Genomic DNA, 23,459 nt, shown 5'->3' on the forward strand with positions numbered 1-23,459 from the left:
GGTCGGCCCGGCCGCGCGGAAGTCGTTCACGACGGGGCTTCTACACAAAGGTCGCCACACAGCAGAACGGATAACCCAGCGCCGTGGAAGGTCTGGGAATCAATACCAATACGGATCGGAGAAGCATTATGAGCTACGCGATTGTAGGATTTGGTAAGATAGGCCAGGCCCTCGCCCGCGCCTTTGCCCGTAAAAACATCGACGTGACCGTCGCGAGCCGCCGTCCGCCCGAGGCGTTGGCACCGCAGGCTCGGGCGATCGGACCCACGGTCGTCGCCAAGTCGCTGCGGGAAGCACTCGAGACCGACATAATCATCCTGGCGGTCCCGTTCGGGGCGCACCGCGAGGTTGCGAAGGCCCTGCCGAGTTGGGAAGGCAAGACAGTCATCGACGCGACGAACGTGTTTCCAGTCCCTGAAGAGCTGAACGGTCTCCCGTCCTCGGCCTTCGTTGCGAAGGCGTTCACCGGCGCCAAGTTCGTCAAAGGGTTCAATCACCTGATTGCGGCCACCCTGGCTGCCGATCCGATCGTCGAGGGCGGCCACCGGGTCGTCTTTCTGTCGAGCGACGACGAGGATGCGATCGCTCCCGTGGCGGCCTTGGCCAAACAACTCGGGTTCGCGCCCGTCAAGCTGGGAAAGCTCAGCGAGGGCGGCGCGCTGGTGCATGCACGCGGCCGCATTTGGGGCAAGCTGATCTTCCAGGATTTGTTCAAGAAGGAGCAGTAATCGATCTACGACCGTGTGATCGGCGCCGAGAACTGGTCGCGGGCGCTAACTTCTTCGAGCAGCGCGCGACCGAATATTTGAAGGCCACAAAGTCGCGAAGGTTGGGGTGGATCTGACGGCGTATGGGCGCCGTTCGAAGAGCGGGGAGACGCCCGACAGAGCGGCAGATCTGCGGTCGCCTAGAATCTGTCGACTGCTATCGATGGCCTAGGATTCGCTCGAGTGTCCTCCGCCATCCGATACTACTCCACGGTACTCCCCCTCACTCCCACTCGATTGTCTACTGCCCTCATAGCTTACTGATTATGCAATAGAATTCTAATTGGCGTTCCTTCGAATACCGTCAACAATACCGTCACAAAATGGCTTAAATCCAAATCTGCGACGGAGCACCTCGCAGTATCCGAAACACCGCCGATCGCCGCACGGCCGTGCAGTGTCCTGAGATACCATCTTTCTGTTGGCCTCTGCTGTAGGGATGCCTGTTAGATCGTTAGCTCGGGATCGTGCTGCTTGCCAACCGGGTTTTTGTGCTCTGACGGATCGATGGGCTGTCGCGCGTCCCATCGCGGCTGAGGAAGCGGGTCGTCAGTCAGGAAATGACCGATAGCATTGACAATGCACCAAACCCTCCTCGCCTTTGGTCCGTTGGACCGATGACGCTGCCGAGATTTCCCCATTTCTCGTCTGCGTTGTCGGTCTCTTTTTTGGCCGGGCGGGCGGCAACTCGTTCGGATTGCCCTTTAGTGGGGGAGCGTCACCTGCACCGATTAAGCGGTTCAGTGCCCTGCGTTCTGGCCCTTAGGAATGTGTCTCGTGCCGAATGCCGTTGTTGAACGGTAAAATGGGGGCTGTTTGTGGAGGCGTTCAGTATTAGGCGCTGGGGCCGTCTGGTCCCGTCATTGCGTGCCATTGCTCGATGTGCGGGCCCGTTTGAGCGCCAAGCGACACGCACACCATGGCCAGCAACGGTAAGACTGTGATACCATTGCACAAGTTGCGTCGCCGCCGGCAGACTGCCGTTTCCGCGAAGCCGGACAAGCGCAGTGCTCAGTATCGTAACTCTCAACCCGATGAACAAGTAGCCGCGGATTATGGAACTTGTCGTCGCCCTTGGCCTGATCGCCTTCAAGGTCGCGTTGCTGATTGCGATCCTGCTGCTGCTGCCTTTGCCGCTGACCTGGGTGGAACGCAAGATCGCCGGGCACATCCAGCAGCGGATGGGGCCGATGCGCGTGGGGTGGCACGGGCTGCTGCAGCCGGTGGCGGACGGCATCAAGCTCTTGACCAAAGAGGACCACATCCCGGCCGAAGCCGACCGCTTCCTGTTCAAACTGGCGCCAATCCTGGCGCTCGCCCCGCCCTTTGTGGTGTTCGTCGCGATCCCCTTCGGCGAAAGCATCTCGGTCCTCGGTCACGAGATCACACTCTACGTCTCCAACATGAATGTGGCCCTCCTTTTCGTCTTCGCGGTGATCGGGATCGAGGTCTATGGCGTCATCTTCGGCGGCTGGGCCGCGAACAGCAAATACGCGGTCCTGGGCAGCCTCAGAACCTGCGCGCAGATGATCAGCTACGAGATCCCCATGGGGTTCGCGGTCATCGGCGTGGTCATGCTGGCGCAATCCATGAGCCTGCTCGATATCGTGCGGGCACAGGCCGATGTCTGGAACATCGTCTACCAACCGGTCGGATTTTTCGTATTCTTCGTCGCCGGGCTGGCCGAAGCGCAGCGCATTCCGTTCGACCTGGCGGAGGCGGAGGGCGATCTGGGGGCCGGGTTCCATACCGAATACAGCGGCATCCGCTTTGCGTTCTTCATGGTCAGCGAATACGCCGTCATGCTGCTGGTGTCGGTCCTGTCGGTCATCCTGTTCTTCGGCGGCTGGAACGGCGTGCTGATCCCGTTGCCGCCGCTCCTCTGGTTCGCGCTCAAGGTCGCGTTCTTTCTCTATGTGTTTATGTGGTTCCGCTTCACCTTCCCGCGCTATCGATACGACCAACTGATGGCGATCGGCTGGAAAGTCTTGCTTCCACTGTCACTGGCGAACATAATAGTAACAGGTGTTGCTTTCCTTTGAGGGCCACCCCAAGCGAGGCGGCGATGTCGCGCGCACTGCACATAAGTGGAACATGGATCGGCTGGGCATTCTTCGCCGATCTAGCGGGCGCCTTGGCGCTGACCTTCGGCTACATGTTCTCCAGATCCGTGACCATGCAGTATCCTGACAAGGAAAAATGGTTGCCCTATTCGCGTTACCGCGGGCATCACTTCCTGACGCGCGACGAAGAGGGCGAGATCAAGTGCGTGGCCTGCGAACTCTGCGCGCGGATTTGTCCCTGCGACTGTATCGAAGTCATTCCCTACGAGGACGAGAAGGGCAACCGGCATCCAGCTAAATTCGAGATCGACATGGCCCGCTGCCTGTTCTGCGGGCTGTGCGAGGACGCCTGCCCGGCCGACGCGATCGCGCTTGGCCAACAGTACGAATTCTCGAGTTTTTCCTCGCGTGACCTGGTGGTCGGGCGCGACGACCTGCTCGGCAAACCGGGCAAGGCGACGACCGGCGGCGGCGTGGTCGCCGCGCGCCTGAACACCGAACAGGACGTGCTGGTCGAGACGAGCGAGCCTCAGGGATACAACTGGTGGCGGAATATCCGCCGAACGTGAACGCGTGGCAGCCGTCAGGCCGGAGCACAGGAGGCTCAGATGCTTGTCCGCCAAATCTTGAAGACCAAATCTCCCGAGCTCATCTCGGTCACACCAGATCAGACGGTCGTAGAAGTCCTGCGGCTGTTTCGGGACAACAACATCGGATTCGTGGTCGTCAGCCGTTCGCCCGGGGAATGCCTGGGCACGCTGTCGGAGCGGGACTGCTGCTATGCGGTGGCTGAATACGGAATCGAGGCGCCCACAATGCGGGTCGCCGACATCATGAACCGCAGTGTGGTGACCTGTTCGACACAGGATTTGCTGCCCTTTGTGATGTCGCTCATGACCGACCGACGCACGCGCCATGTGTTGGTCATGGATGGCGACGCTTCTGTCGGCGTGGTGAGCATCGGCGACGTGGTCAAGCACCGGCTCGACGAATTGCTCCGTACCGAGCAAGCGTTGAGCGATTACATTGCCGGCACCCCTTATCACTGAGGATGCAAACCCGGGGGAGCCGATTAGGGTGAACTGCCCGGAAGCTCGGCAATGCCTTGGCCGCGATTTTCAGGGCGCGCCCCGACTCCGGTGGCGAAGGCAGCGTGCGCCTTTTGAACCTCCACCGGACAAGGGTATTCGCCCCGCCGCATAAGGCTGTTGAGACGCAGGTCTCTATAGTTTTCAGGCACGAACACGAGGCCCGGGGGAAAATGCCTGTTGACCTTGAGCTGCGCCCTCAGTTCGCCCTGGGCGGCTCGCACGACCACCTGATCGCGATCCGAAAGGCAAAGCTGCGCGGCGTCCCACGCGCTCATCTCAACATATGGGTCATCCGCCACCGTATTCAGGATCTCCGAGCGTTCGGAAAGATATCCATTGTGGAACAGGCAGTTGCCGGTGACCAACATGAGCCGGTCGGCCGCATTCGGGTTAGGCGGAGGGGCGAAGAACTCGCCAGCCGGCGGCGTCGGGTCCGCCGTGGTGAATGCTCCGTCGGCTCCAAGCCCGTCCGTCAGCCCTTGGTAGGCCGGAACCAGCCGGGCAATCTCGCGGAAGATTTCGCCTTGCATCGACGGTTGCAATGCCTGGTTGCGGAGCGCTGCGACGAAGTCGAAGATCGCTAGATTGCCCCGCGCCTCGAAGGCGGGTTCGCGGAACTTGCAGACCTTCTGGATCCGGCCCTCGTTGTTGGTGAAGGTGCCGGTTTCCTCGCCATAACCCGCCGCTGGCAGGACGACATCGGCCACGCCCACCGTATCTGTGAGGAACGTGTCCTGCACGATCAGGAGATCGGTGGCATCAAGCGCCCGCTTGACGAATCCCCGGTCGGGATAGGCCATCAGAGGGTCGCTTCCGGCGATATAAAGCGCGCCTACCCGCCCCTCGTTACAAAGCGCCAGCATGGCGTCGAGATCTGCGCCCGGCTCAGGCGGAATTTCGGCGCCCCAGGCTCGTACGAGAGCGGTGCGCGCCGCATCATCGTTGACCGGGCGCAGCCCCGGCAGCGCCGCCGACAGAACCCCCATGTCCCAGGCGCCCAACTGGTTGGCACGGTCGAAGAGGAACTGCATCGCCAGGTCCTTGCCGAGAATGCGGAGAAGCTGCAACAGGTTTCTGAGTTGCTGCAACGTCGCGCGCGCTTCGGGTGATCTCAGGAGATCGGCGCTGACAAGAACGGTGACGCTGCGGCCTTCCAGCAGCGCGGCGACCAGACGGTCCGGCCCGTTACTCTCTGCGGTCGCTTCCGGCCCACCGCTTGTCGCGCCCATGTCGGCAAAAACGTCACGCGGCAAGGCCTGACCAGCCGCCGCCACCAGCCCGGCCACTACCGCGGCAAGGCTCGCTGCCTCACCGCCCGGCCGAACGCGAACGACCACCCGGGCATCGGCGTCCAGACGGGATGGCCGCGCCGAGAGCATGAGCAACCCGGTCTGCCGCCGCCGGGCGCTGTCTCGCAGCAGGTATTCAGTGACCGGGTTCTCGTCGGTCACGTTGCCACCGACGACAAGCACGCAGTCGTTGCCGATCACCTCCTCCAGCGGCGCGCGGGTGTAGAAGCCCGCCACCAACGGGCCGAGCGTCTCGAAGGGCGTGGACCAGCGCGACGAGCAGTCGATGTTGTTGGTCCGGAATACCGTCCGCATCAGCTTCTGGAACTGATAAAGCACCTCGTTGGGCAGGCGCGGCGAGGCCAGCCCGCCCGCAGCCTTGCTCTCGACGGCCGACAGGCCTAGGCGCAGGTAGTCCCCGGCTTCGTCCCAGGAAACCGGAACCAAGGCACCATCACGACGGATCATCGGCCGCTTGATCCGGTCCTGGCTCTCTACGAAATCGAGGCCGAAGCGTCCCCGCACGCAGAGCGTTTCGCGGTTGAGCCCCTCGTCCCACTTCGAGCGGACCCGCATGAACTCGCCCTTGCGTGTGCCGACGGTCAGCTGGCAGCCCGTGCCGCAGTGCGGACAGACCGTGTCGGTCTCGACCAGATCCCAGGGCCGCGCCTTGTAGCGATAGGGGAAGCTCATCAGCGCGCCAACCGGGCAGACCTCGACGCAATTGCCGCACTGGTCGCAACTCGCGAGACTGCCCTCGAAGCCGGTGACGGCGGTATCCATGCCTTTTTCGATGGTGCCCAAGGCGACCGCTCCGACCACGTCCTCGCACATCCGGACGCAGCGCTGGCACTGGATGCAGCGGTTGACGTTCATGATGATGACGGGGCTGAGACGGATGTCCTCGGAGTGGAACACACGTTTGGCATCGCGGAATCGGCTTTCCCGGGGCCCGTATGCCATCACCATGTCCTGAAGCTCGCACTCGCCGCCCTTGTCACAGATCGGGCAGTCGAGGGGGTGGTTGGCAAGCAGCATGTCGAGCATGGAAGAGCGCGTTTCGTCGATCAGCGGCGTGTTAGTCCGCACCACCATGCCGTCGGTGACCGCGGTGGCGCAGGAAGGCTGCAGCCGCCGCTGCCCTTCGATCTCCACCAGGCACATGCGGCAGGAGGCCAGCGCCGGCAGCCGCTTGAGATAGCAGAAGGTCGGGATTTCGATGCCCAAACGCTCGGCAGCCTGCAGCACCGTAGAGCCTGCCTCCACTTCCAGCGATTGTTCATCGATCGTGACGCTAACCATGACTTTCTTGCGGCCTTCTCCCTGCGCGCTCCTTAGTGAAACGAGCACCTGCCCTCCTCGATATGGGCGACGAATTCATGCTCGAAATGCGCCAGTGCCGCCCGCAGCCCCATAGCCGCGCCATCGCCCAGAGCGCAGAACGTGTTGCCGAAAATGCCTTTGCAGAGCGCCTCCAGCTGTTCCAGATCGTCCGGCACGCCCTGTCCCGCCTCGACCCGGCGCAGCACTTTCACAACCCAGTTGAGCCCTTCGCGGCACGGCGTGCACTTGCCGCAGGACTCGTGGTGGAAGAACTCGATGATCCGGGTGGCGACCTTGACCATGCAGGTCGAGTCGTCGATCACGATCACCCCGGCCGAGCCAAGCATCGAGCCGACCGCAGCCAGTGAGTCGAAGTCCATCCCGACATCCAGCCCGCGCTCCGGGATCAGCGGCGCCGAGACCCCGCCGGGGATCACCGCCTTGATCCTGCGCCCCGGCGGCGGCCCGCCCGCGCGGTCCTCGACCAGTTCACGCAGCGATATGCCCATCGGCAGTTCGTAAAGGCCCGGTTTCCGCACGTGCCCGCTGAGGCAATAAAGCTTCGGACCGGGGCTCTTGTCAGGGCCGATGCCGCGAAACCAGTCCGGCCCCCGCGCCACAATATGCGGCACGCAGACCAGCGTCTCGACATTGTTGATCACGGTCGGGCTGGCGTAGAGCCCCGCGACCGCCGGAAATGGCGGTTTCAGACGGGGCTGCGCCCGCTTGCCTTCGAGCGAGTCGAGCATCGCCGTCTCCTCGCCGCAGATATATGCGCCGGCGCCGCAATGGATGTGCACGACGAAATTGAAATCCAAGCCCAGAATCCGTGTCCCCAGATAACCCTTCGCATGGGCCTCGGCGATCGCCTGCTCCAGCCGGTGGATCGCCAGCACGTATTCCCCGCGGATGTAGACATAGGCGGTTTCCGCCCCGATCGCGTAGGCGCTGATCGCCATGCCCTCGATCAGCTGGTGCGGATCACGCTCCATGATGATCCGGTCCTTGAACGTGCCGGGCTCGCCCTCATCGGCGTTGCAGCACAGGTATTTCGGCTTGTCGGCCCGTTTTGGCACGAAGCTCCATTTCAACCCCGTCGGGAATCCGGCGCCGCCGCGACCGCGCAGGTTCGATTGCTTGACGAGGTCGATGATCTCGTCGGGCGTGTGCTCGCGCAGCGCCTTCGCCAGCGCCTGGTAGCCGCCGCCGGCCTCATAGCTCGAAAGCAGATGGCCATCCGGCACGTCCATGTTTCTGAGAAGGACCGGTTCGAACATGGCGGCTATTCACCCGGCGGTCCTGCGGCGGCGAGTTCGGCGCCGGTCGCTTGCCCTGCCGCCGCGCGCAGCCTGTCCAAGAGCGCGTCGATCCGCGCAATGTCGAGGTCGCCGTGATAGTCGTCGCCGACCTGCATCACCGGGGCCATCTCGCAAGCGCCGAGGCATTCGACGGTCGAAAGCGTGAACAGCCCGTCCGGGGTCGTGCCGCCCTTTTCGATCCCCAGCACAGTCTCCAGATGCCTCAGTAGGTCCTCGGATCGGCGCAGCATACAGGATAGGTTGTCGCAGAGTTGCAAGTGGAACAGACCCACCGGCTCGGTATGGAAGAGGGTGTAGAAGGTCGCCAATTCGTAGACCCAGACCCGCTCGACACCCAGGATGTCGGAGACCTCTTCCAACACCGGGCCGGGCAGATGACCATGTTCCTTCTGCGCGATCAGAAGCGCGGGCATGATCGCCGAGCGCTGGTCGGGATACCGCGCCGCCGCCGCTTCTATCTTTTCGCGCATGTTCATTGCGTCCAGATCCCGGCTACTTGTCTACCTCGGCCATCACCGGGTCGAGGCTGCCCAGCACGGCGATCATGTCCGCGAGGAAGCGCGCATTGCTTGCCCCGAACAGTCCCTGAAGGTTGACGAACGACGGTGCCCGCACCTTCATACGGAACGGTTTTTGCGACCCGTCGCTGATGATGTAAAAGCCGAGTTCGCCCTTTGGTGCCTCGATCGCCGAATAGACCTCGCCCTTCGGCACTTTGAAGCCATAAGCCGACAGGTCGAAATGCTGGATCAGCGCCTCCATCGAGCAGTGCACCCTGTCCTTATCCACTGGGAAAGCGATGGTCGGCATATCGATCTGGAACGGCCCCTCGGGCATCTGGTCAAGGCATTGCTCGATGATCCGGACGCTCTCGCGCATCTCCTCGACGCGGCATTGCCAGCGCGCGTAGCAATCACCCTCATCGCGGGTAATGACGTTGAAAGCCAACCGGTCGTAGATCTCATAGGGCTCGTCGCGGCGGATGTCCCAGTCGACGCCCGAGGCCCGCAGGTTCGGGCCACTCAGGCCAAGGTCGATGCCGTCCTCGGCTGAGATCACGCCGATCCCCTGCGTGCGCTTCAGGAACACCCGGTTGTTCTCGACCAGCCGTTCATAGTCGCGGATCCGGTTCGGGAAGATGTCGCAGAACTCCCTGATCTTGGGAAAGAACCCGTCGGGCAGGTCCTCGCGCACACCCCCGACCCGGCAGAAGGACGTGTGCATCCGCGCCCCGCTGATCATCTCCAATAGGTCCATGATCATTTCACGCTCGCGCATGGCGTAAACCAACGCGGTCATGGCGCCCAGGTCCATCGGCAACGCACCGGTGATCAGGAGGTGACCGGAGATCCGCGCGAGTTCGGCCATCAGCACGCGGATATATTGCGCGCGGATCGGCGCTTCGATGCCCAGGAGCTTCTCCACCGCTAGCGCGAAAGCGAGGTTGTTCGAGGGCGGGCAGAGGTAGTCGAGCCGGTCGGTTAGCGGAAAAATCTGGGTGTAAGTGAAGCTCTCGGCCAGCTTTTCGGTGCCGCGGTGGAGGTAGCCGATGTGTGGGTCCACGCGCGCGACATACTCGCCGTCCAGCTCAAGGACGAGCCGCAGCACCCCATGCGTGCTGGGATGCTGCGGGCCGAGGTTGAGAAGCACCTCCTTTGTGTCGAGCGCTTCACCTGCCGGCCTGCTCAGTTCCGTGACTTCGGTCATCTCACTTCCCGGCGTCGAACGGCCTCCCTTATGGAATGTCCTTGGTGGCGAGATCGGGCTGCGTCGGCGGCGGGCCTTCCGCGCCAAACGGGTTCAGCGTGTCCTTGTAGCCCCGGAGCGGAAAGTCCTTGCGCTGCGGAAAGCCCTCGAAGCCTTCCCACATGTAGATCCGGCGCAGGTCGGGATGGCCCTCGAACCGGATGCCATACATGTCCCAGGCCTCTCGCTCGTGCCAGTTGGCGGTCCGCCAGACCCCCGTCACCGACGGGACCCGCGGCGGATCGCCGAGGCGGCATTTGATCCGAACGCGCCATTTGTTCGGCAGCGAATAGAGGTGGTACACCGCCTCGTAGCGCAGCGTTTCGGGATAATGGTCGACCCCGCAGATGTCGGACAGGAAATCGAACCGCAGCGTCGGATGGCCCTTCAGGAATTGGCAAAGCTCGACGATCATGTCAGGCGGTGAGGCGAAAGCGTGAACCCCATGCGAGAAGCCAAGCTCCTCGATTTCCCCCCCGAAACGTTCCGCGATCAGGGTGCGGATGAGGGACGTCTCCACGCTCATGAGGCTGCAACCCGATCCAGAGGCGTCCCGGCCAGCGCGCGGGACCTCTTGATCTTCTCTTGGAGCAGAAGGATGCCATGCATCAGTGCCTCGGGCCGCGGCGGGCAGCCGGGCACATGCACGTCCACCGGCACGAAAGTCTCCGCCCCCTGCACCACGGCGTAAGTGTTGTAGACCCCGCCCGAGATCGCGCAGGTGCCCATGGCGATGACCCAGCGTGGCTCCGGCATCTGGTCGAAGAGCCGGCGCACGACCGGAGCGAACTTCCGCGTCACCGTGCCGGCGATGATCATCACGTCGGACTGGCGCGGCGAAGGTCGAAACACCACGCCGAAGCGGTCGAGATCGTAGCGGGCGCAGCCGGCCGAAATCATCTCTATGGCGCAGCAGGCAATCCCGAAGGTCTCGGGCCAGAGCGCCGACCGCCGGCTCCAACTGATGACGCTGTCGGCGGTGGTGAACAGCACGCTGTCGCGAATCGTTTCGCCTACTCCTCCCATTCCAGCGCTCCTTTCAGCCAGGCGTAGGCGAAGCCCACGATAAGCAGCAGCATGAAGACAAACATCTCGACATAGCCGACGAGCCCGATCTCCTTCAGCACGACCGCCCAGGGAAACAGGAACATCGCCTCGACGTCGAACACCACCAGCAGGATTGCGAGGATGAAGAACTGCACCCTGAAGCGGCCCCCGGCGGCCTCGCCGGCCGGGTCCATGCCGCACTCATAGGGCATGTTCTTCGCGGGATAGGGGTTGGACGGGCGCAGGAGCGAGGAGACGAACAGCGTCGCCACGGCCACCAGGACAATTCCGGCGACCATGAAGAGAACCGGCAGGAATTCCATTCCAGTCATGTCGCGCTGCCCTGGTCACCCACCGAGGGCTTGCTCAAGCTGCGACCGACCAATCTTCAGGCCGGCGGTGCTGGCCCTCGTGCAGCGACTAGGGCATCCTTTCGTACGCTCCAGAGTATTCCCTTGGCCGGTTCATTGCAAATCCAATCGTGGTCAACCGCCGAACACGGAACTCTGGGCAAGCCTCAGAAACCACGCCGGAAACAGTCCGATGCCGATGGTGCCGGCGGCGGTCAAGGCGAGCGTGGCGCGGACGGACGGCGTCAGGGCAGGCTCGAACGCGCGCTCCGGCTCGCGCATGTAGATCACCATGACGATGCGGATGTAGAAGTAGGCGGCGACGGCGCTCAGCAGCACCGCGATCACCGCCAGCGTGACGAAACCCCGCTCGACGAGCGCCACCAGCACGTAGAACTTGGCGAAGAACCCGGCTGTCGGCGGAATGCCGGCGAGCGAGAACAGGTAGAGCAGCATCAGAAGCGCCAACCCGCGATGCGACTTGGCGAAGCCGGCGTAGTCCTCGATGACCTCGCCGGAGAAATCGCCATTCCGCATCATGATGACGATGCCGAAGATACCGAGATTCATGAAGGCGTAGATCAGCAGGTAGAGCATCACCCCGGCAATCCCGTCGGCGCCACCCGCCACCACGCCGAAGAGCGCGAAGCCCGCATGGGCGATGCTGGAATAGGCGAGCAGGCGCTTGAAATTGTCCTGCACCAGCGCCACGAAGCTGCCGAGCGCCATCGTCACCACCGCGATCACTGCGACGATGATCCAGGCGTCGGAAGCGGCGACCAGCGGGTTGAGGAACACGCGCAGGATCACCGCGAATCCCGCCGCCTTGGGGGCGACCGACATGAAGGCCGTGATTGTCGTCGGCGCGCCTTCATAGACGTCCGGCACCCACATGTGGAACGGCACCGCGCCGACCTTGAAGACCAGCCCCGCGACGATGAAGACCACCGCCAGGAGCAATCCGGGATCGAGCGGGTCGCCGGTCACCGCCGCAGCCATCCCGTCCAGCTGCGTCGTGCCGGTGATCCCGTAGATCAGCGAGACGCCGTAGAGGAAGATTCCCGTCGAGACCCCGCCGAGAACCACGTATTTCAGCGCCGCCTCGTTCGACCGCCGCTCCTTCCTGAGGAAGCCGGTGAGCACATAGGTCGAGAGCGCCATCAGTTCGAGGCCGACATAGATCGACAGAAGATCGGTTGCCGAGGCCATGATCATCATGCCGGAAAGCGCAAAGAGCAGCAGGACATAGTATTCGCTCAACGCGATCTCCTCGATCTCGGCATATTTTCGCGACAGGAGGAACGTCAGGATGGTCGAAAGGTAGAACACCATCTTGAAGAAGACCGCGAAGCGGTCGGCGATAAACATGCCCGAATAGGCCGGCCGCACCTCGCCCGCCAGTAACAGTGTCGCCAGCGTCGCAACCAGCACGGTTGCAGCGGAAGCCCAGACGAGGAAATACCCCTGTCCCTTTGGCACAAGCTGTCCCAGAATCAGCAAGATGCAGGCCCCAGTGACCACCACGATCTCGGGCAGGCTCGCTAGGATCGACTGGAAAAGCGTGGCAGCGGTCATTGGCCGCCCCCGTTAGAATGCACCTGCGTGAGCAGATGCCTCACCGAAGGCCCGATGATGTTGAGAAAAGGTTTCGGATAGAGCCCGACCCAGAGCACGAAGACCGCCAGCGGCAGGATCGCCACCAGTTCGCGGGCGTTTACGTCGCGAATCTTGAACCGCACGCCGATGCTGGCTGGACCAAGCGCGACTTTCCTGTACATGCCAAGCAGATAGGCCGCGCCCAGCAGTGCCCCCAAAACGGCGGCCGCGCCGACGGCCAGATTGGCCGCAAACGCGCCCGACAGCACCAGCAGCTCGCCCACGAACGAATTCGTTCCCGGCAGCGCCATCGACGACAGGGTGAACAGCGCAAGAAACGCGGTATAGACCGGCGCCGCCTTCATCAGCCCGCCATAATCCGCGATGCTGCGGGTATGGGTCCGCTCGTAGATCAGGCCGACGAACAGGAACAACGCGCCCGTCGTTACGCCATGATTGAACATTTGCAGGATGCCGCCCTCGAGCCCGCGGAGGTTCAACGTGAAAATACCCAGCGTCACGAAACCCATGTGGCTGATGCTGGAATAGGCCACCAGCTTCTTGAGGTCGTCCTGCGCCAGCGCGAGTAACCCGCCATAGACGATTGCGAGCGCCGAAAGCGAAAGCATTAGCGTGGAATAATACAGCGACGCCTCCGGCAGCATCGGCAGCGAGAACCGCAGGAAGCCGTAGGCGCCCATCTTCAGGAGAACGCCGGCGAGGATGATGCTACCCGCCGTCGGCGCCTGCACATGGGCGTCCGGCAGCCAGGTATGGACCGGGACCATCGGCACCTTGACTGCGAAGGCGATCAGGAAGGCAAAGAACAGCCAGGACTGAACCCGGAACGGCAAATCCTGCGCCGTCAGGGCGAGGATGTCGAAAGTCTCGCCGCCGTGGAAATAGAGCACGATGACACCGATCAGGAACAGAAGACTGCCCGCCAGCGTGTAGAGGAAGAATTTGAACGCCGCATAGACCCGGCCGTCGCCACCCCAGACGCCGATGATCACGTACATCGGGATCAGCATCGCCTCCCAGAAGACGTAGAACAGGAACAGGTCGAGCGCGCAGAACACCCCCAGCATCAGCGCCTGCATGGCCAGCAGGCTGACCATGAACTCCTTCACCTTGCGGTCGATCGCGACCCACGAGGCGAGCACGCAAATCCAGCCCAATAACGCAGTCAGGAATACAAAGAGCGCGCTGATTCCGTCGATGCCGAGCGCGTAAGTGATTCCGAGCGCGGGCACCCACGGGCGCGTCTCGGTGAACTGCATCTCGTGGGTAGTGGTGTCAAAGCCGGCCAGCATAGCGATGCAGAGAGCGAGGTCGAGGACGGTGACACCTAGCGCCGTCCACCGCACCGCATCGTCGCTGCGGAGAAGCATCAGAACCGCTGCCCCGGCGGCGGGCATGAACACGATGAGGCTAAGCAGCGGGAACGCCATCGCACCCCTACCGCCACACCACAGCGAAGACGGCGATGGCTGCGATCACACCGACGATCATCGCCAGCGCGTAATGGGTCACGACGCCGGTCTGCAGCTTGCGCAGCGCACCGCCACCGCGCAGGATTGAGCGGGCGACGCCGTTCACAACGGCGTCCACACCGTTGAGATCGATCCGCAGTCCGGCCCGTGCGGTTCCGTGCAGGAAGGGCAGCACCACGGTCTCGGACACGTCGCTCACCGCCTTCTCGTAGCGCGCCAGCGGTTTTTCGGCGAGCCACATGAAATGCCGCGCGCCTTTGCGGTAGAACCAGTCGGTGTCGATGCTGATCGTGTTCTCGGGGTCGAGCGCCCTGAGGAACAGCACGAAGCCCAATGCGGTGAACATCAGTATGCCGAGGCTCTCGGTGATATGGACGCCGGTGTAGGGTTCGAAGTCGACTGGATGGGGCAGCAGCGCGTAAAGTGGTTGGGGGAACACCCCGATCGCGATGCACAGCACCGCCGCCATTCCCATCGCAACAAGCATATTGCGGGGCGGCTCCCGCGCCTCCAGCATCCGGTCCATGCCGAAGAACATGTAGTACGGGAGCTTGAGCCCAGTGTGCAGGAAGGTCCCAGATGATGCCATCGTCAGCGCCAGCACCACCAGCGCGCGGTGATCCTGTCCGGCGGCGGCCACCACCATCGATTTGGTCACGAAGCCCGAGAAGAACGGAAATGCCGAGATCGCGAAGGCGCCGACCATGTAGAGCGCCACGGTCAGCGGCATGGTCCTGTAGAGCCCACCGAGCTCGGTGAGCTTGCGCCGCCCGGTGACGTGGATCACCGCCCCCGCACCCATGAACAGGAGCGCCTTGTAGAGGATATGCGCGAAGGCATGGCTGGAGGCCCCGTTCACCGCCATCTCGGTACCGATGCCGACGCCCGCCACCATGTAGCCCACCTGGCTGACGATGTGATAGGCCAGGAGCCGACGGCAGTCGTTCTCCAGCACCGCGTAGATGACGCCGTAAAGCGCCATTGCCGTGCCGAGCCAAACGAGAAGCTCGGTGCCCGGAAACGCCCGGGCCAGCACATAGACGGCGGTCTTGGTGGTGAAGGCGCTCATGAACACCGCTCCGGTGACGGTCGCCTCCGGGTAGGCGTCTGTCAGCCAGGCGTTGAGAGGCGGCACCGCGGCGTTGAGCATGAACCCGGCGAGGATCAGGTAGGCGGCGACGCCCATCCCCCCCTCGATCGGGCCGAAGAGCAGCGAACCTGTGGCGAGCCCGTGGAGAATGACGCCACCCAGCAGGGCGACGCCGCCGGTGATATGGACCATGAGATACCGGAACCCCGCACGGATCGCCTGCTTGCCGCGCTGGGCAAAGACCAGATAGGCAGAGGCAAACGCCATACCTTCCCAGAACAGGAACAGGGTCAGGTAATCGCCTGCAAACACCACGCCGAGCGCGCTGCCAACATAGACGAAAGCCGCCACATGCTCTCCGGCGCCCGTCAGGTGCAGCGCATAGACCATGCCGATCAGCGCCATAATGGTGAAAACGGTGGCGAAGACGATGCTCAGCCTGTCGACCTTCGCAATCAGGATTTCCTGCCCGATGAACTCCGCCGCGCCGTAGCTGCCCGGCTGCACGGTGAGCACGGCGAGGATCGCCAGCGCGGGAATCAACATCAGATAGGCCTTGCGGATTGATCCTTTCAGGAAAGGGATCGGCAGGGCGCCAAGAATGAACAGCAGGGCGGGATGGACGAAGTCAATCATAATAGTCCTCGCGCCGCATCAACCCGCCCTGATGGCCGAGGAACTTGGAGACGAAGATCAGCAGGACGCAGGACAAGAAGCCATAGACGGCCGACCAGCCCGGCAAGCGGTCCCACAGGAATTCAGCGTGTTCGCGGGGGACCAGAAAATCGGCGATGACGATCAGAACGAGCGCCAGATAAAACAGCCGGCGGCGTTGCTCCGCGTATCTCGCCTCACCAAAGAAATCGACGACACGCCTGATCATCTGACCACTCCTTCCGCCAGGGCGAGAAAATAGCCGGGGAAAATACCCATCGACACCGACAGGATCGCGGTCGCGACCAGTGGGATCGTCACCAACGGAATTTCACGGACCGTCGCCGGACTTTCCTGTGCCTCCGTCCCGAAAAAAGCGACATAGCTGACCGGCAGGAAGTAGGCGGCGTTCAGGACCGAGCTCACCAAGAGCACGACCAGGAACGCAATCTCCCCCGCCTCCACCGAGCCCAGCGCCAGATACCACTTGCTGACGAAGCCCGCGGTCGGCGGCACCCCGATCATGCTGAGCGAGGCCACGAAGAACGCGCCCATCGTCCAGGGCAGCCTGCGGCCGATGCCGGCCATGTCGCTGATGTTCCGCTTGCCGGACGCGCAATAGATCGACCCGGCGCAGAAAAAGAGCGTGATCTTGGAGAACGCATGCGCCGCAATGTGGATGATCCCGCCAACCATCGCGACCGGCGACAGCAGGACCGCGCCCAGCACGATGTAGGAGAGTTGGCTGACCGTCGAATAGGCGAGCCGCGCCTTCAGGTCGTCCCGCGTCAGGGCGTAGATGGACGCCATCAGGATGGTGAACGAGACCAGATAGGCCGTTGCGATGCCGAGCCCCAGCCCGTCCACCAGCCCCGTGCCGAAGACATGGAACACCACCCGCAGCACGCAGAACACGCCCATCTTGACCACGGCCACCGCATGCAAGAGTGCGCTGACTGGTGTCGGCGCGACCATCGCGGCAGGCAGCCAGGCGTGCATCGGCATCACCGCGGCCTTGGCGAAGCCGAACAGATAGCAGAAGTAGACCACGGTCAGCAGCGCCGGCGAGGCATCGACCCCGGCCAGCAGCCCGCCTGGCACGAAGTCGAGCGACCCCGCCAGATGGTAGGTCAGCGCCAGCGCGGCGAGAAGCACGCTTTTCGACGCCCCCATCAAATAGACGAGGTACTTGCGGCTACCCGTCCATCCCTCTTCGTCCTCGTGGTGATAGACGAGCGGATAGGTAACGAGGCTGAGCACCTCGTAGAAGATCACCAGCGTGAACAGATTGGCGGCGAAGGCGCCCCCGACGGCCGCCGCGAGACTGGCGGCGAAGCAGGCGAAGAACCGGGTCTGCGCGTGCTCGTTCAAGTGGCGCATGTAGCCGATGGAATAGATCGCCGCCACGATCCACAAGAGCGACGAGACGGTGGCAAACACCATGCCGAGCGCATCGACCCGGAAAGCGAAGTCGATCCCCGGCAGAATCTCGAACAGGCGCAAATCGACCGTCCCGCCGGCCAGCACCGTGGGTGCCATCGAGGCGACAATTGCGAACATGGCGATCGCGGCCAAGGGCGAGACGAGATCGCGGAGTTTCTCGCGGTTGTTCAGAACGAGAACTGCAAGGGCCGCCAGGCCTGCGACGGCGACGGCAAGCAGCGGCCGGATCGATATCACCGGGTCCAAGCCGCTATCCTTTCATCATGGTCACGTCGTCGACCTTGAGGGTGGACTTGTTCCTCACGAGGGCGACCAGAATCCCGAGGGCGACCGCAATCTCCGCCGCGGTGATTGCGATGACGAAGATCGCGAAGATCTGCCCGCGGAAATCGTCGTAGTAACGCCCGAAAGCGATGAAATTGATGTTGACCGAGTTGAGCAGCAACTCCAGCGACATCAGCACGACCAGGATATTGCGCCTGAGCAGCACGCCCGCCGCTCCGATCACGAACAGGACCACTCCGAGCAAAATATACCACCAGAGCGGAACCATCACCCCTGCTCCTTCCGCGCCAGCACGATGGCGCCGACCAGGGCCGCCAGCAGGATCACGGAGGCGGCTTCAAACGGTAGGAGATAGTCGGCGAAAAGTGTCATGCTGAGCTGCCTGATCTGATCGCCGCCGCGCATCGCGACGGGCTCCGTGACCGAAAAGCGGTCGCTCCAGAGCACCAGTACAAGCATCTCGACCCCAAGCAGGACGAGCAGCACCAGAGCCGGCAGATTGCCGCCCGGCAAGAACCGCTGCAATACCGCTTCGCGCACATCGATCATCATGATCACGAACAGGAACAGGACCATGATTGCGCCGACATAGACGAAGATCTGGATGACAGCGAGCAACGGTGCCTGGAGCAAGACGAAGATTGCCGAGATCTGCAGGAAACACGCCATCAGCGCCAATGCGCTGTGAACCGGATTCCGCGCCAGGACCACGGTCAGTGCCGTGATCACGGACGCCGCAGCGAACAGAAGAAAGAACGCCTGATCCATCGACGCCAACCCTCCGCCGCGATCTGTCACTCGGCGCAAGGCGGCCGGGTTTGAGATAGCTGCGCACTTCAGATGCGTCTACAAATTGTGCCCTAGTATCGAATTTTTCTCAAGATTACATGGTTTGGCGCTACGTTATGCCCAAGTCTCAGCATCTGATACGGTGTGCGATCCCGCAGCTGCCTATCCGTTACTCAGGCTGCCTAAGGAGGTTCGGCACGAGATCAGAAACCCTGAAAAAAGGACGTCGCGGCCAGACGGCGGGCCTTTGGCGAGCTTACCCCGCCCAGATGTAGTGAATAATCTCTTCGGCCTCGCGCTCGACCTCCTCGATGCGCTTCTTCACCACGTCGCCGATCGAGACGATGCCGTCGAGTTGGCCGTTCTTTACCACGGGCAGGTGGCGGAAGCGGCCTGTGGTCATGATCTCCATGACCTGGTTGATCGTGTGGTTCTCGGTGCAGAGGTTGACCTTGGCGGTCATTGCGTGACGGACACTCTGCTCCAGGGCCGCAGACCCATACTTGTTCATGGCGCAGACGATGTCGCGCTCGGACACGATGCCGATCACCTTGCGATCACCATTGGTAACGACCAGTGCGCCGATCCTGTGTTCGGCGAGCCTGTTGATCGCCACGGCGAGCGTCTCGTTCGGGCCAATCGTCTCGACGGCTCGACCCTTGTCCTCGAGAATCGCTTTGACGTTCATGGCTTCCTCCAAGCGCTGCTACGCTCCAGCCCTCCGCCCCGTCTCCCTCTCGGTGCATTTCTGCGCCATCGTGCGCCGCGCGCCTTGATATTTCAAGTCCGACTTGAAATCTCAGGCCACAGTGCTTTCTGGCGGTAGGCCTTCATGATTGGCTTACACAAATCGCCGCCTGCTACAGGGGTCGCCCTTGCCGGCGCCGATGCTCATCGATCAGCCGAGAGCGCCGCCACGGATTTCCAAGGGAAGCCGATTCCGTCGGGCTCATGGGCGGCATGCCTGGTTCCTCTAGATGCATGCCGCTTTCGTCTATTTTCGCAAGCGCCCCTGAAACCTCAGGCGGCGTGCAGGTGCCGTTCAGCGTCCGGCAGCGATTTTGGCAAGCGGCGCGAGGATCGAACTTTCGCCCTTCAGAGCGATATCACTCAGCGAGATGAGGCCCCGTCATTCGCTTCTGCCGGTTGAGCACTGGAAGGTGACGCACCCGGCGCGCCTGCGTTTGTTCAAGCGCCTGCTCCAGGCCTGGTCCTCGAAACAGAAGAATATGCCGGGCGACATCACAGCGTCGGACGCGAATCCTTCGTGGTAAAACATCCGGGTCGATCGAGTGAACGGTGGAACCACTATGGCGGGCGTTACTGTGACAAGACGATCAGGATCGTCATTGATCATGTGCGGCAGATGAACTCCCGGACCGCCGAAGATCCTACGCTAATCTACTCCAAAACAGCCGCTTCGCCGAATTTATTAGGTCTTTCCCCTACTCCCACTCAATGATCAATTAGGTCTATAACTGCTTGTTTTGATTGATAAAATCTTATCATCTTTCCAATGAATACCGTCAAGAATACCGTCAGATTCTTAGGCTGTTGAAAAGACTAAAACAATGTGGTCGCCGTCGCGGTATGCACACTTTTGACTGCATTATTTACGACTGCCATTCGGCGAGGTCAAAGCCGGAGTTCACAGACCATAAGGCAAGGACGGTCTTGCTCATGCTCGACAGCCCTAGGTCGAGTAGACGGGAATGGGCTGGCAGGAGATGGGTGTCGTGTCGAATCCTGTCGATCCTCGATCGACCAAAGCTTCGCATTCTCATCTGCTGTGACATTGTGTGGGCACACCTTTTTGAGGTCGTTCATTGGCAAGTCTTTGATGCTTGAAATTCTTCGGTGCTAGCAACATCACGTAATACGCTGGCAGGTTGACGACAAATCTCCTGTTCGATGGAGCTTGTCGTGCATTTTTTAGGATGAATCACCGTGCTAGCGTGGACACATAGGCCCAATGATCCTCTGTCCTTCAACGTTTCCGCTTCGGAAGACGACCCAAGAAAGGCTTTCTCGGCAGTACTTTCGCGTACTGAAGTACGGAAAAATTAGAATGCCTCTCCATCTGGTCGGGGAAACGATCGAGAAGACACGCAGAGACGGGCAAACTGGTGAAGCTGATGCGCGGCATCTACGTCGATGCCGATGATGACATCGACAAGGTGCTCCTCCGACACGCTGTTGGCATGTCCCAATATCTATACCCGCGTGCTATCTCTCTGCAGCCATTTCCGTGCTGCTCGGCCCAACGCGCGACGGTCGCCTCTTCCTAAGCGGTCGACGTAAGCAGCCGACCCGGCTCCGTTTCACTCAAGATCATTCAGAACGAAGGCCCGCCAACCCCTCTGTCGCACAAGCAGTGATCAACGACATTGTGAACGAGTTCCGGATGGCAGTCTCTTCCTTGCACCAGCGATTCCTCGAGGCCTTTCGGCTACGCAGAGAGCATGCAGCGTCAATGGACGACGCCACGCGGGAGGCGATCGCGAAAAGGCTCATAGAGGAATACAGCAGCGCGAAGGGAGCGGCAGACGCGGTGTGGACGCTTGCGCGCGAAAACCAATGTATCGCGAAGGCCAACAGGCCGAAGGCTATGTGCTCCGTCGCCGCGGTCGTCCCGGTGCGCAACGAAGCTGCGATGGATCTGATCGTGGCCTGGCATTGCCGGCGACTATATGCATATCACCGTCGCCGAGGTCCGTTGGGTTCGCCAGCGCGGACGCGTTCGTTGGCGGGATGTCGCCGAAGGGGCCTATGGGCGCGAGCAGGTCGTCACAATTCAGACGCTTGTCATTGATCGTCTGCCGGCGTCGGTTCGCTCCGCGATGTTTCCTGCGGATGGTTATTGGAAATCCGGCCGACCGGGCGCGAGTCGCCGCGTGAGCTTGGATTTCCCCGCAATGTTGGGATCGGTAAACTTGAAGATCGCCTCCTCGACCTTGCACACGCGCAACGACTGCGTTTGGTCGCGCAGCGGATCGATCCGCGCTGACCAGCTTGTTTGCCGGGCGCAACTCGGTTCCCGCGCGCGATCGTCTGCATCAGAGTGTGGTTCTTCATTGGCTTGTCGAGATGGATCGTCGAGCAGGTTGGCACGTCGAAGCCGGTGATCCACATCGCGCAGACGAAGACCAGTCTCGACCTCCCCACCTCCTGGAGCATGGCTTCAAGCGGAACCGACGAGTTCACCGGCCGAATGCAGGAGGCCATCAACGGGATGATGCTGGACATGATCGCCGCGATTGCCCGCAAGGACTATGACGACAGGCGGCGGCGGCAGGCCCAGGGTATCCGGAAGGCCAAGCAGGAAGGGCGCTACCGGGAGCGGCCTGAGGACCAGGAGCGCAATGCGGCCATAGAAACATAGACCCCTCCATTTCGTTACCCGGTAGCTACGTTGCACTGACGACAGCCGCAAGGAGGCGACCCGATTGGTATGCCCTACGCACACTCCGCACTCCAACCGCTGGACAAGGATAGCCCCGCCAGCGCGTGCTCATGTCGGTCTGAGGTACCGCCACCGGGCAGCCTCTCGGCGTCTGGCGGCTCGTCTCGCTCGGGCCTGTGTGGTGAAACCGAAGGGGCACGGGGGGTGCCACGCATGAGCCTGTTATCCGATGGGTCGTAAGAAAATTTGGCCCGGATATTCCGACCCCTCCTTTTGACCCCGTTGAACCCGCTCACCCGAATTGTCTATCCGAGCTAGCCCAAGCGGCCGATTTGGGGGCGATCTTTATCGGCTACTAATGACCTGTCGCTTGACGCTGGGGTCAATTGGGTGGGCACTCGTCATTGGGTGGGCACGCGCGTCAGGCCGGAGTGTAGGCTGGGGTGCGGAAGTCGCAATCTTTGAAGGTCCGTCCCCGGCCGCACTCTTGAGACACCCGCCCGGGTAGCCTTGGGGGGCGGCACTAGCCGATGTAAGACTGACAGGGTGCCCAAGGCTCCGCTGTCTGGGTCCTGTCATCGCTCAGTCACTATTTTAGTTGTGCTGCCACTGCACCCTGCGAAGGCAGCTCAAAGCAGCGGGGACTAACCCCAAGCCCCCCACCCGGTCCCCGCTGCTCATTTACCGTCGCAATGACGTCAAGGCCCGCGTGACCACCTACAACATCGCAGCACACGCCAGTACCCGGCATGATCGTCAAGGCTTTCCGGTGCCGTTGCGGCTCAACGCGCTGCGTTCACGGCGGAATTCGTGAAGGGAGAGATTCGCGCGGTAGGCGCACTGGACGGGCGCGCCATCTTGTCTATCTAATCGCCGACGCAAACCTCACCACGGAAACAATCCACCTCGATCACGAAATCCCAAACATCGTCCTCAAAACGAGCATTCCTATCGACCTGCTGATCGGAACCTACCGAACGAGCAAATTGCGAGCGCCTTGCTTTAGGATTGCCAGGCGCTTCGGCAGGCATTTGCAGACCATCGATTGCGATAAGCGCTCCTTTGGGCGATGCCACTTAGGTTCTGATGAATTGCAAAAAGCTCAAGACTGTTTGGCTGGCCATCGATTCCGGCCGACTGCTTGGCCACTAATTTCACATAATTTCACATTCCAAACAGAGACGAAAGTTGGCCCAGAGCTTACGGCCGAAACGCTCGCTTAGGCAGTTGGATGCACCGTAACGGGGGCGAGGCTTCCGCGCCGATTCCAAATCCTTTGCTCTTCGGCCGTCCCCTCGTACGTCTTGACTAGTACGAGCCCGCAGCCTATTTCAGCGCCACGTTAGCACTCTCCACTGGCGAGTGCTAACCACGCTCCGGCAACGGAGAACCTTTCAACCTCCGCACCAGGGATATCCAAAATGGCAAAGTCGAATTTCCGGCCGCTGCATGACCGCGTGGTCGTTCGTCGGGTCGAATCCGAATCCAAGACCTCCGGCGGCATCATCATCCCCGACACGGCAAAGGAAAAGCCGCAGGAAGGCGAGATCATCGCCGTCGGTTCCGGCGCCCGCGACGAAGCCGGCAAGCTCGTCCCGCTGGACGTCAAGGCCGGCGATCGCATCCTGTTCGGCAAGTGGTCGGGCACCGAAGTCAAGCTCAATGGCGAAGACCTTCTGATCATGAAGGAATCCGACATCATGGGCATCAT

22 protein-coding genes and 1 pseudogene are annotated in these 23,459 nt (G+C 61.8%); 6 read left to right on the top strand and 17 right to left on the bottom strand.

Features of this window, described 5'->3' with window-relative positions:
• The first annotated feature begins 128 nt into the window (after positions 1-128).
• The 4 genes from AC0L28_RS16925 to AC0L28_RS16940 all read left to right on the top strand — a co-directional run bounded on the left by AC0L28_RS16925 (position 129) and on the right by AC0L28_RS16940 (position 3,879).
• Positions 129-728: an NADPH-dependent F420 reductase gene (locus AC0L28_RS16925; protein WP_128245417.1), complete on the top strand. Its 600-nt coding sequence runs from the start codon at positions 129-131 to the stop codon at positions 726-728.
• Positions 729-1,822: 1,094 nt separating this feature from the next.
• The gene (gene nuoH / locus AC0L28_RS16930; RefSeq protein WP_023800393.1) at positions 1,823-2,809 is read left to right on the top strand and encodes an NADH-quinone oxidoreductase subunit NuoH; all 987 of its coding nucleotides are present in this window, start codon (positions 1,823-1,825) and stop codon (positions 2,807-2,809) included.
• Between the two features lie 23 nt (positions 2,810-2,832).
• On the top strand, positions 2,833-3,399 hold the full coding sequence (locus AC0L28_RS16935) for an NADH-quinone oxidoreductase subunit I (RefSeq protein WP_023800392.1): 567 nt from the start codon (positions 2,833-2,835) through the stop codon (positions 3,397-3,399).
• 39 nt (positions 3,400-3,438) lie between these two features.
• Positions 3,439-3,879: a CBS domain-containing protein gene (locus tag AC0L28_RS16940; RefSeq protein ID WP_023800391.1), complete on the top strand. Its 441-nt coding sequence runs from the start codon at positions 3,439-3,441 to the stop codon at positions 3,877-3,879.
• A gap of 23 nt (positions 3,880-3,902) precedes the next feature.
• On the opposite strand, the gene nuoG is transcribed toward AC0L28_RS16940, so the two are convergent.
• The 16 genes from nuoG to AC0L28_RS17020 all read right to left on the bottom strand — a co-directional run bounded on the left by nuoG (position 3,903) and on the right by AC0L28_RS17020 (position 21,591).
• Positions 3,903-6,512 carry an NADH-quinone oxidoreductase subunit NuoG gene (nuoG, locus tag AC0L28_RS16945; protein ID WP_473478913.1) on the bottom strand — a complete coding sequence of 870 codons (2,610 nt, stop codon included), beginning with the start codon at positions 6,510-6,512 and terminating at the stop codon, positions 3,903-3,905.
• 32 nt (positions 6,513-6,544) lie between these two features.
• Complete coding sequence (gene nuoF / locus AC0L28_RS16950; RefSeq protein ID WP_128245415.1) at positions 6,545-7,810, bottom strand: NADH-quinone oxidoreductase subunit NuoF; 1,266 nt, start codon at positions 7,808-7,810, stop codon at positions 6,545-6,547.
• Positions 7,811-7,815: 5 nt separating this feature from the next.
• Positions 7,816-8,328 (bottom strand): NADH-quinone oxidoreductase subunit NuoE, encoded by a 513-nt coding sequence (locus tag AC0L28_RS16955; RefSeq protein WP_027152451.1) that lies wholly within the window; start codon positions 8,326-8,328, stop codon positions 7,816-7,818.
• A gap of 16 nt (positions 8,329-8,344) precedes the next feature.
• A complete protein-coding gene (gene nuoD, locus AC0L28_RS16960; protein ID WP_027152450.1) occupies positions 8,345-9,559 on the bottom strand; it encodes an NADH dehydrogenase (quinone) subunit D in 1,215 nt (404 codons plus the stop codon).
• A 28-nt stretch (positions 9,560-9,587) separates the two neighbouring features.
• Positions 9,588-10,124 (bottom strand): NADH-quinone oxidoreductase subunit C, encoded by a 537-nt coding sequence (locus AC0L28_RS16965; protein ID WP_128179632.1) that lies wholly within the window; start codon positions 10,122-10,124, stop codon positions 9,588-9,590.
• Entirely contained in the window at positions 10,121-10,624 is a 504-nt protein-coding gene (locus tag AC0L28_RS16970) for a NuoB/complex I 20 kDa subunit family protein (RefSeq protein ID WP_027152448.1), read from the bottom strand. The genes AC0L28_RS16965 and AC0L28_RS16970 overlap by 4 nt, the downstream gene beginning before the upstream one ends.
• A complete protein-coding gene (locus tag AC0L28_RS16975) occupies positions 10,612-10,977 on the bottom strand; it encodes an NADH-quinone oxidoreductase subunit A (protein ID WP_023800384.1) in 366 nt (121 codons plus the stop codon). The genes AC0L28_RS16970 and AC0L28_RS16975 overlap by 13 nt, the downstream gene beginning before the upstream one ends.
• 153 nt (positions 10,978-11,130) lie before the next feature.
• Entirely contained in the window at positions 11,131-12,570 is a 1,440-nt protein-coding gene (locus tag AC0L28_RS16980) for an NADH-quinone oxidoreductase subunit N (RefSeq protein WP_023800383.1), read from the bottom strand.
• Positions 12,567-14,042, bottom strand: coding sequence for an NADH-quinone oxidoreductase subunit M (locus AC0L28_RS16985; protein ID WP_023800382.1), 1,476 nt, complete (start codon positions 14,040-14,042; stop codon positions 12,567-12,569). The genes AC0L28_RS16980 and AC0L28_RS16985 overlap by 4 nt, the downstream gene beginning before the upstream one ends.
• Before the next feature lie 7 nt (positions 14,043-14,049).
• Positions 14,050-15,810: a Na(+)/H(+) antiporter subunit D gene (locus AC0L28_RS16990; protein ID WP_473478882.1), complete on the bottom strand. Its 1,761-nt coding sequence runs from the start codon at positions 15,808-15,810 to the stop codon at positions 14,050-14,052.
• Positions 15,803-16,057, bottom strand: a complete 255-nt coding sequence (locus AC0L28_RS16995) for a hypothetical protein (RefSeq protein WP_023800380.1) — start codon at positions 16,055-16,057, stop codon at positions 15,803-15,805. The genes AC0L28_RS16990 and AC0L28_RS16995 overlap by 8 nt, the downstream gene beginning before the upstream one ends.
• A complete protein-coding gene (locus AC0L28_RS17000; protein ID WP_473478885.1) occupies positions 16,054-17,517 on the bottom strand; it encodes a monovalent cation/H+ antiporter subunit D family protein in 1,464 nt (487 codons plus the stop codon). Before AC0L28_RS17000 ends, AC0L28_RS16995 begins: the two co-directional genes overlap by 4 nt.
• Before the next feature lie 4 nt (positions 17,518-17,521).
• Entirely contained in the window at positions 17,522-17,824 is a 303-nt protein-coding gene (nuoK, locus tag AC0L28_RS17005) for an NADH-quinone oxidoreductase subunit NuoK (protein ID WP_287063202.1), read from the bottom strand.
• Positions 17,824-18,324 (bottom strand): NADH-quinone oxidoreductase subunit J, encoded by a 501-nt coding sequence (locus tag AC0L28_RS17010; RefSeq protein ID WP_473478889.1) that lies wholly within the window; start codon positions 18,322-18,324, stop codon positions 17,824-17,826. Before AC0L28_RS17010 ends, nuoK begins: the two co-directional genes overlap by 1 nt.
• Positions 18,325-18,601: 277 nt before the next feature.
• Positions 18,602-19,033, bottom strand: a complete 432-nt coding sequence (locus AC0L28_RS17015; protein ID WP_023800376.1) for a CBS domain-containing protein — start codon at positions 19,031-19,033, stop codon at positions 18,602-18,604.
• Positions 19,034-21,150: 2,117 nt separating this feature from the next.
• Positions 21,151-21,591, bottom strand: coding sequence for a type I restriction enzyme subunit R domain-containing protein (locus AC0L28_RS17020; RefSeq protein ID WP_473478892.1), 441 nt, complete (start codon positions 21,589-21,591; stop codon positions 21,151-21,153).
• Here AC0L28_RS17020 and AC0L28_RS17025 point away from each other — a divergent pair.
• Positions 21,494-21,718, top strand: a pseudogene (locus tag AC0L28_RS17025) (recombinase family protein); the annotation flags it as partial. The gene AC0L28_RS17020 and the pseudogene AC0L28_RS17025 overlap by 98 nt on opposite strands.
• A gap of 896 nt (positions 21,719-22,614) precedes the next feature.
• Here the strand turns inward: AC0L28_RS17025 and AC0L28_RS17030 are convergent.
• Positions 22,615-22,824 (bottom strand): hypothetical protein, encoded by a 210-nt coding sequence (locus tag AC0L28_RS17030; RefSeq protein WP_473478894.1) that lies wholly within the window; start codon positions 22,822-22,824, stop codon positions 22,615-22,617.
• A gap of 345 nt (positions 22,825-23,169) precedes the next feature.
• Here AC0L28_RS17030 and groES point away from each other — a divergent pair.
• The coding region (gene groES, locus AC0L28_RS17035; RefSeq protein ID WP_473478897.1) for a co-chaperone GroES at positions 23,170-23,459 on the top strand (290 nt) is incomplete at its 3' end.

Source organism: Mesorhizobium sp. WSM4847, from assembly GCF_055811335.1.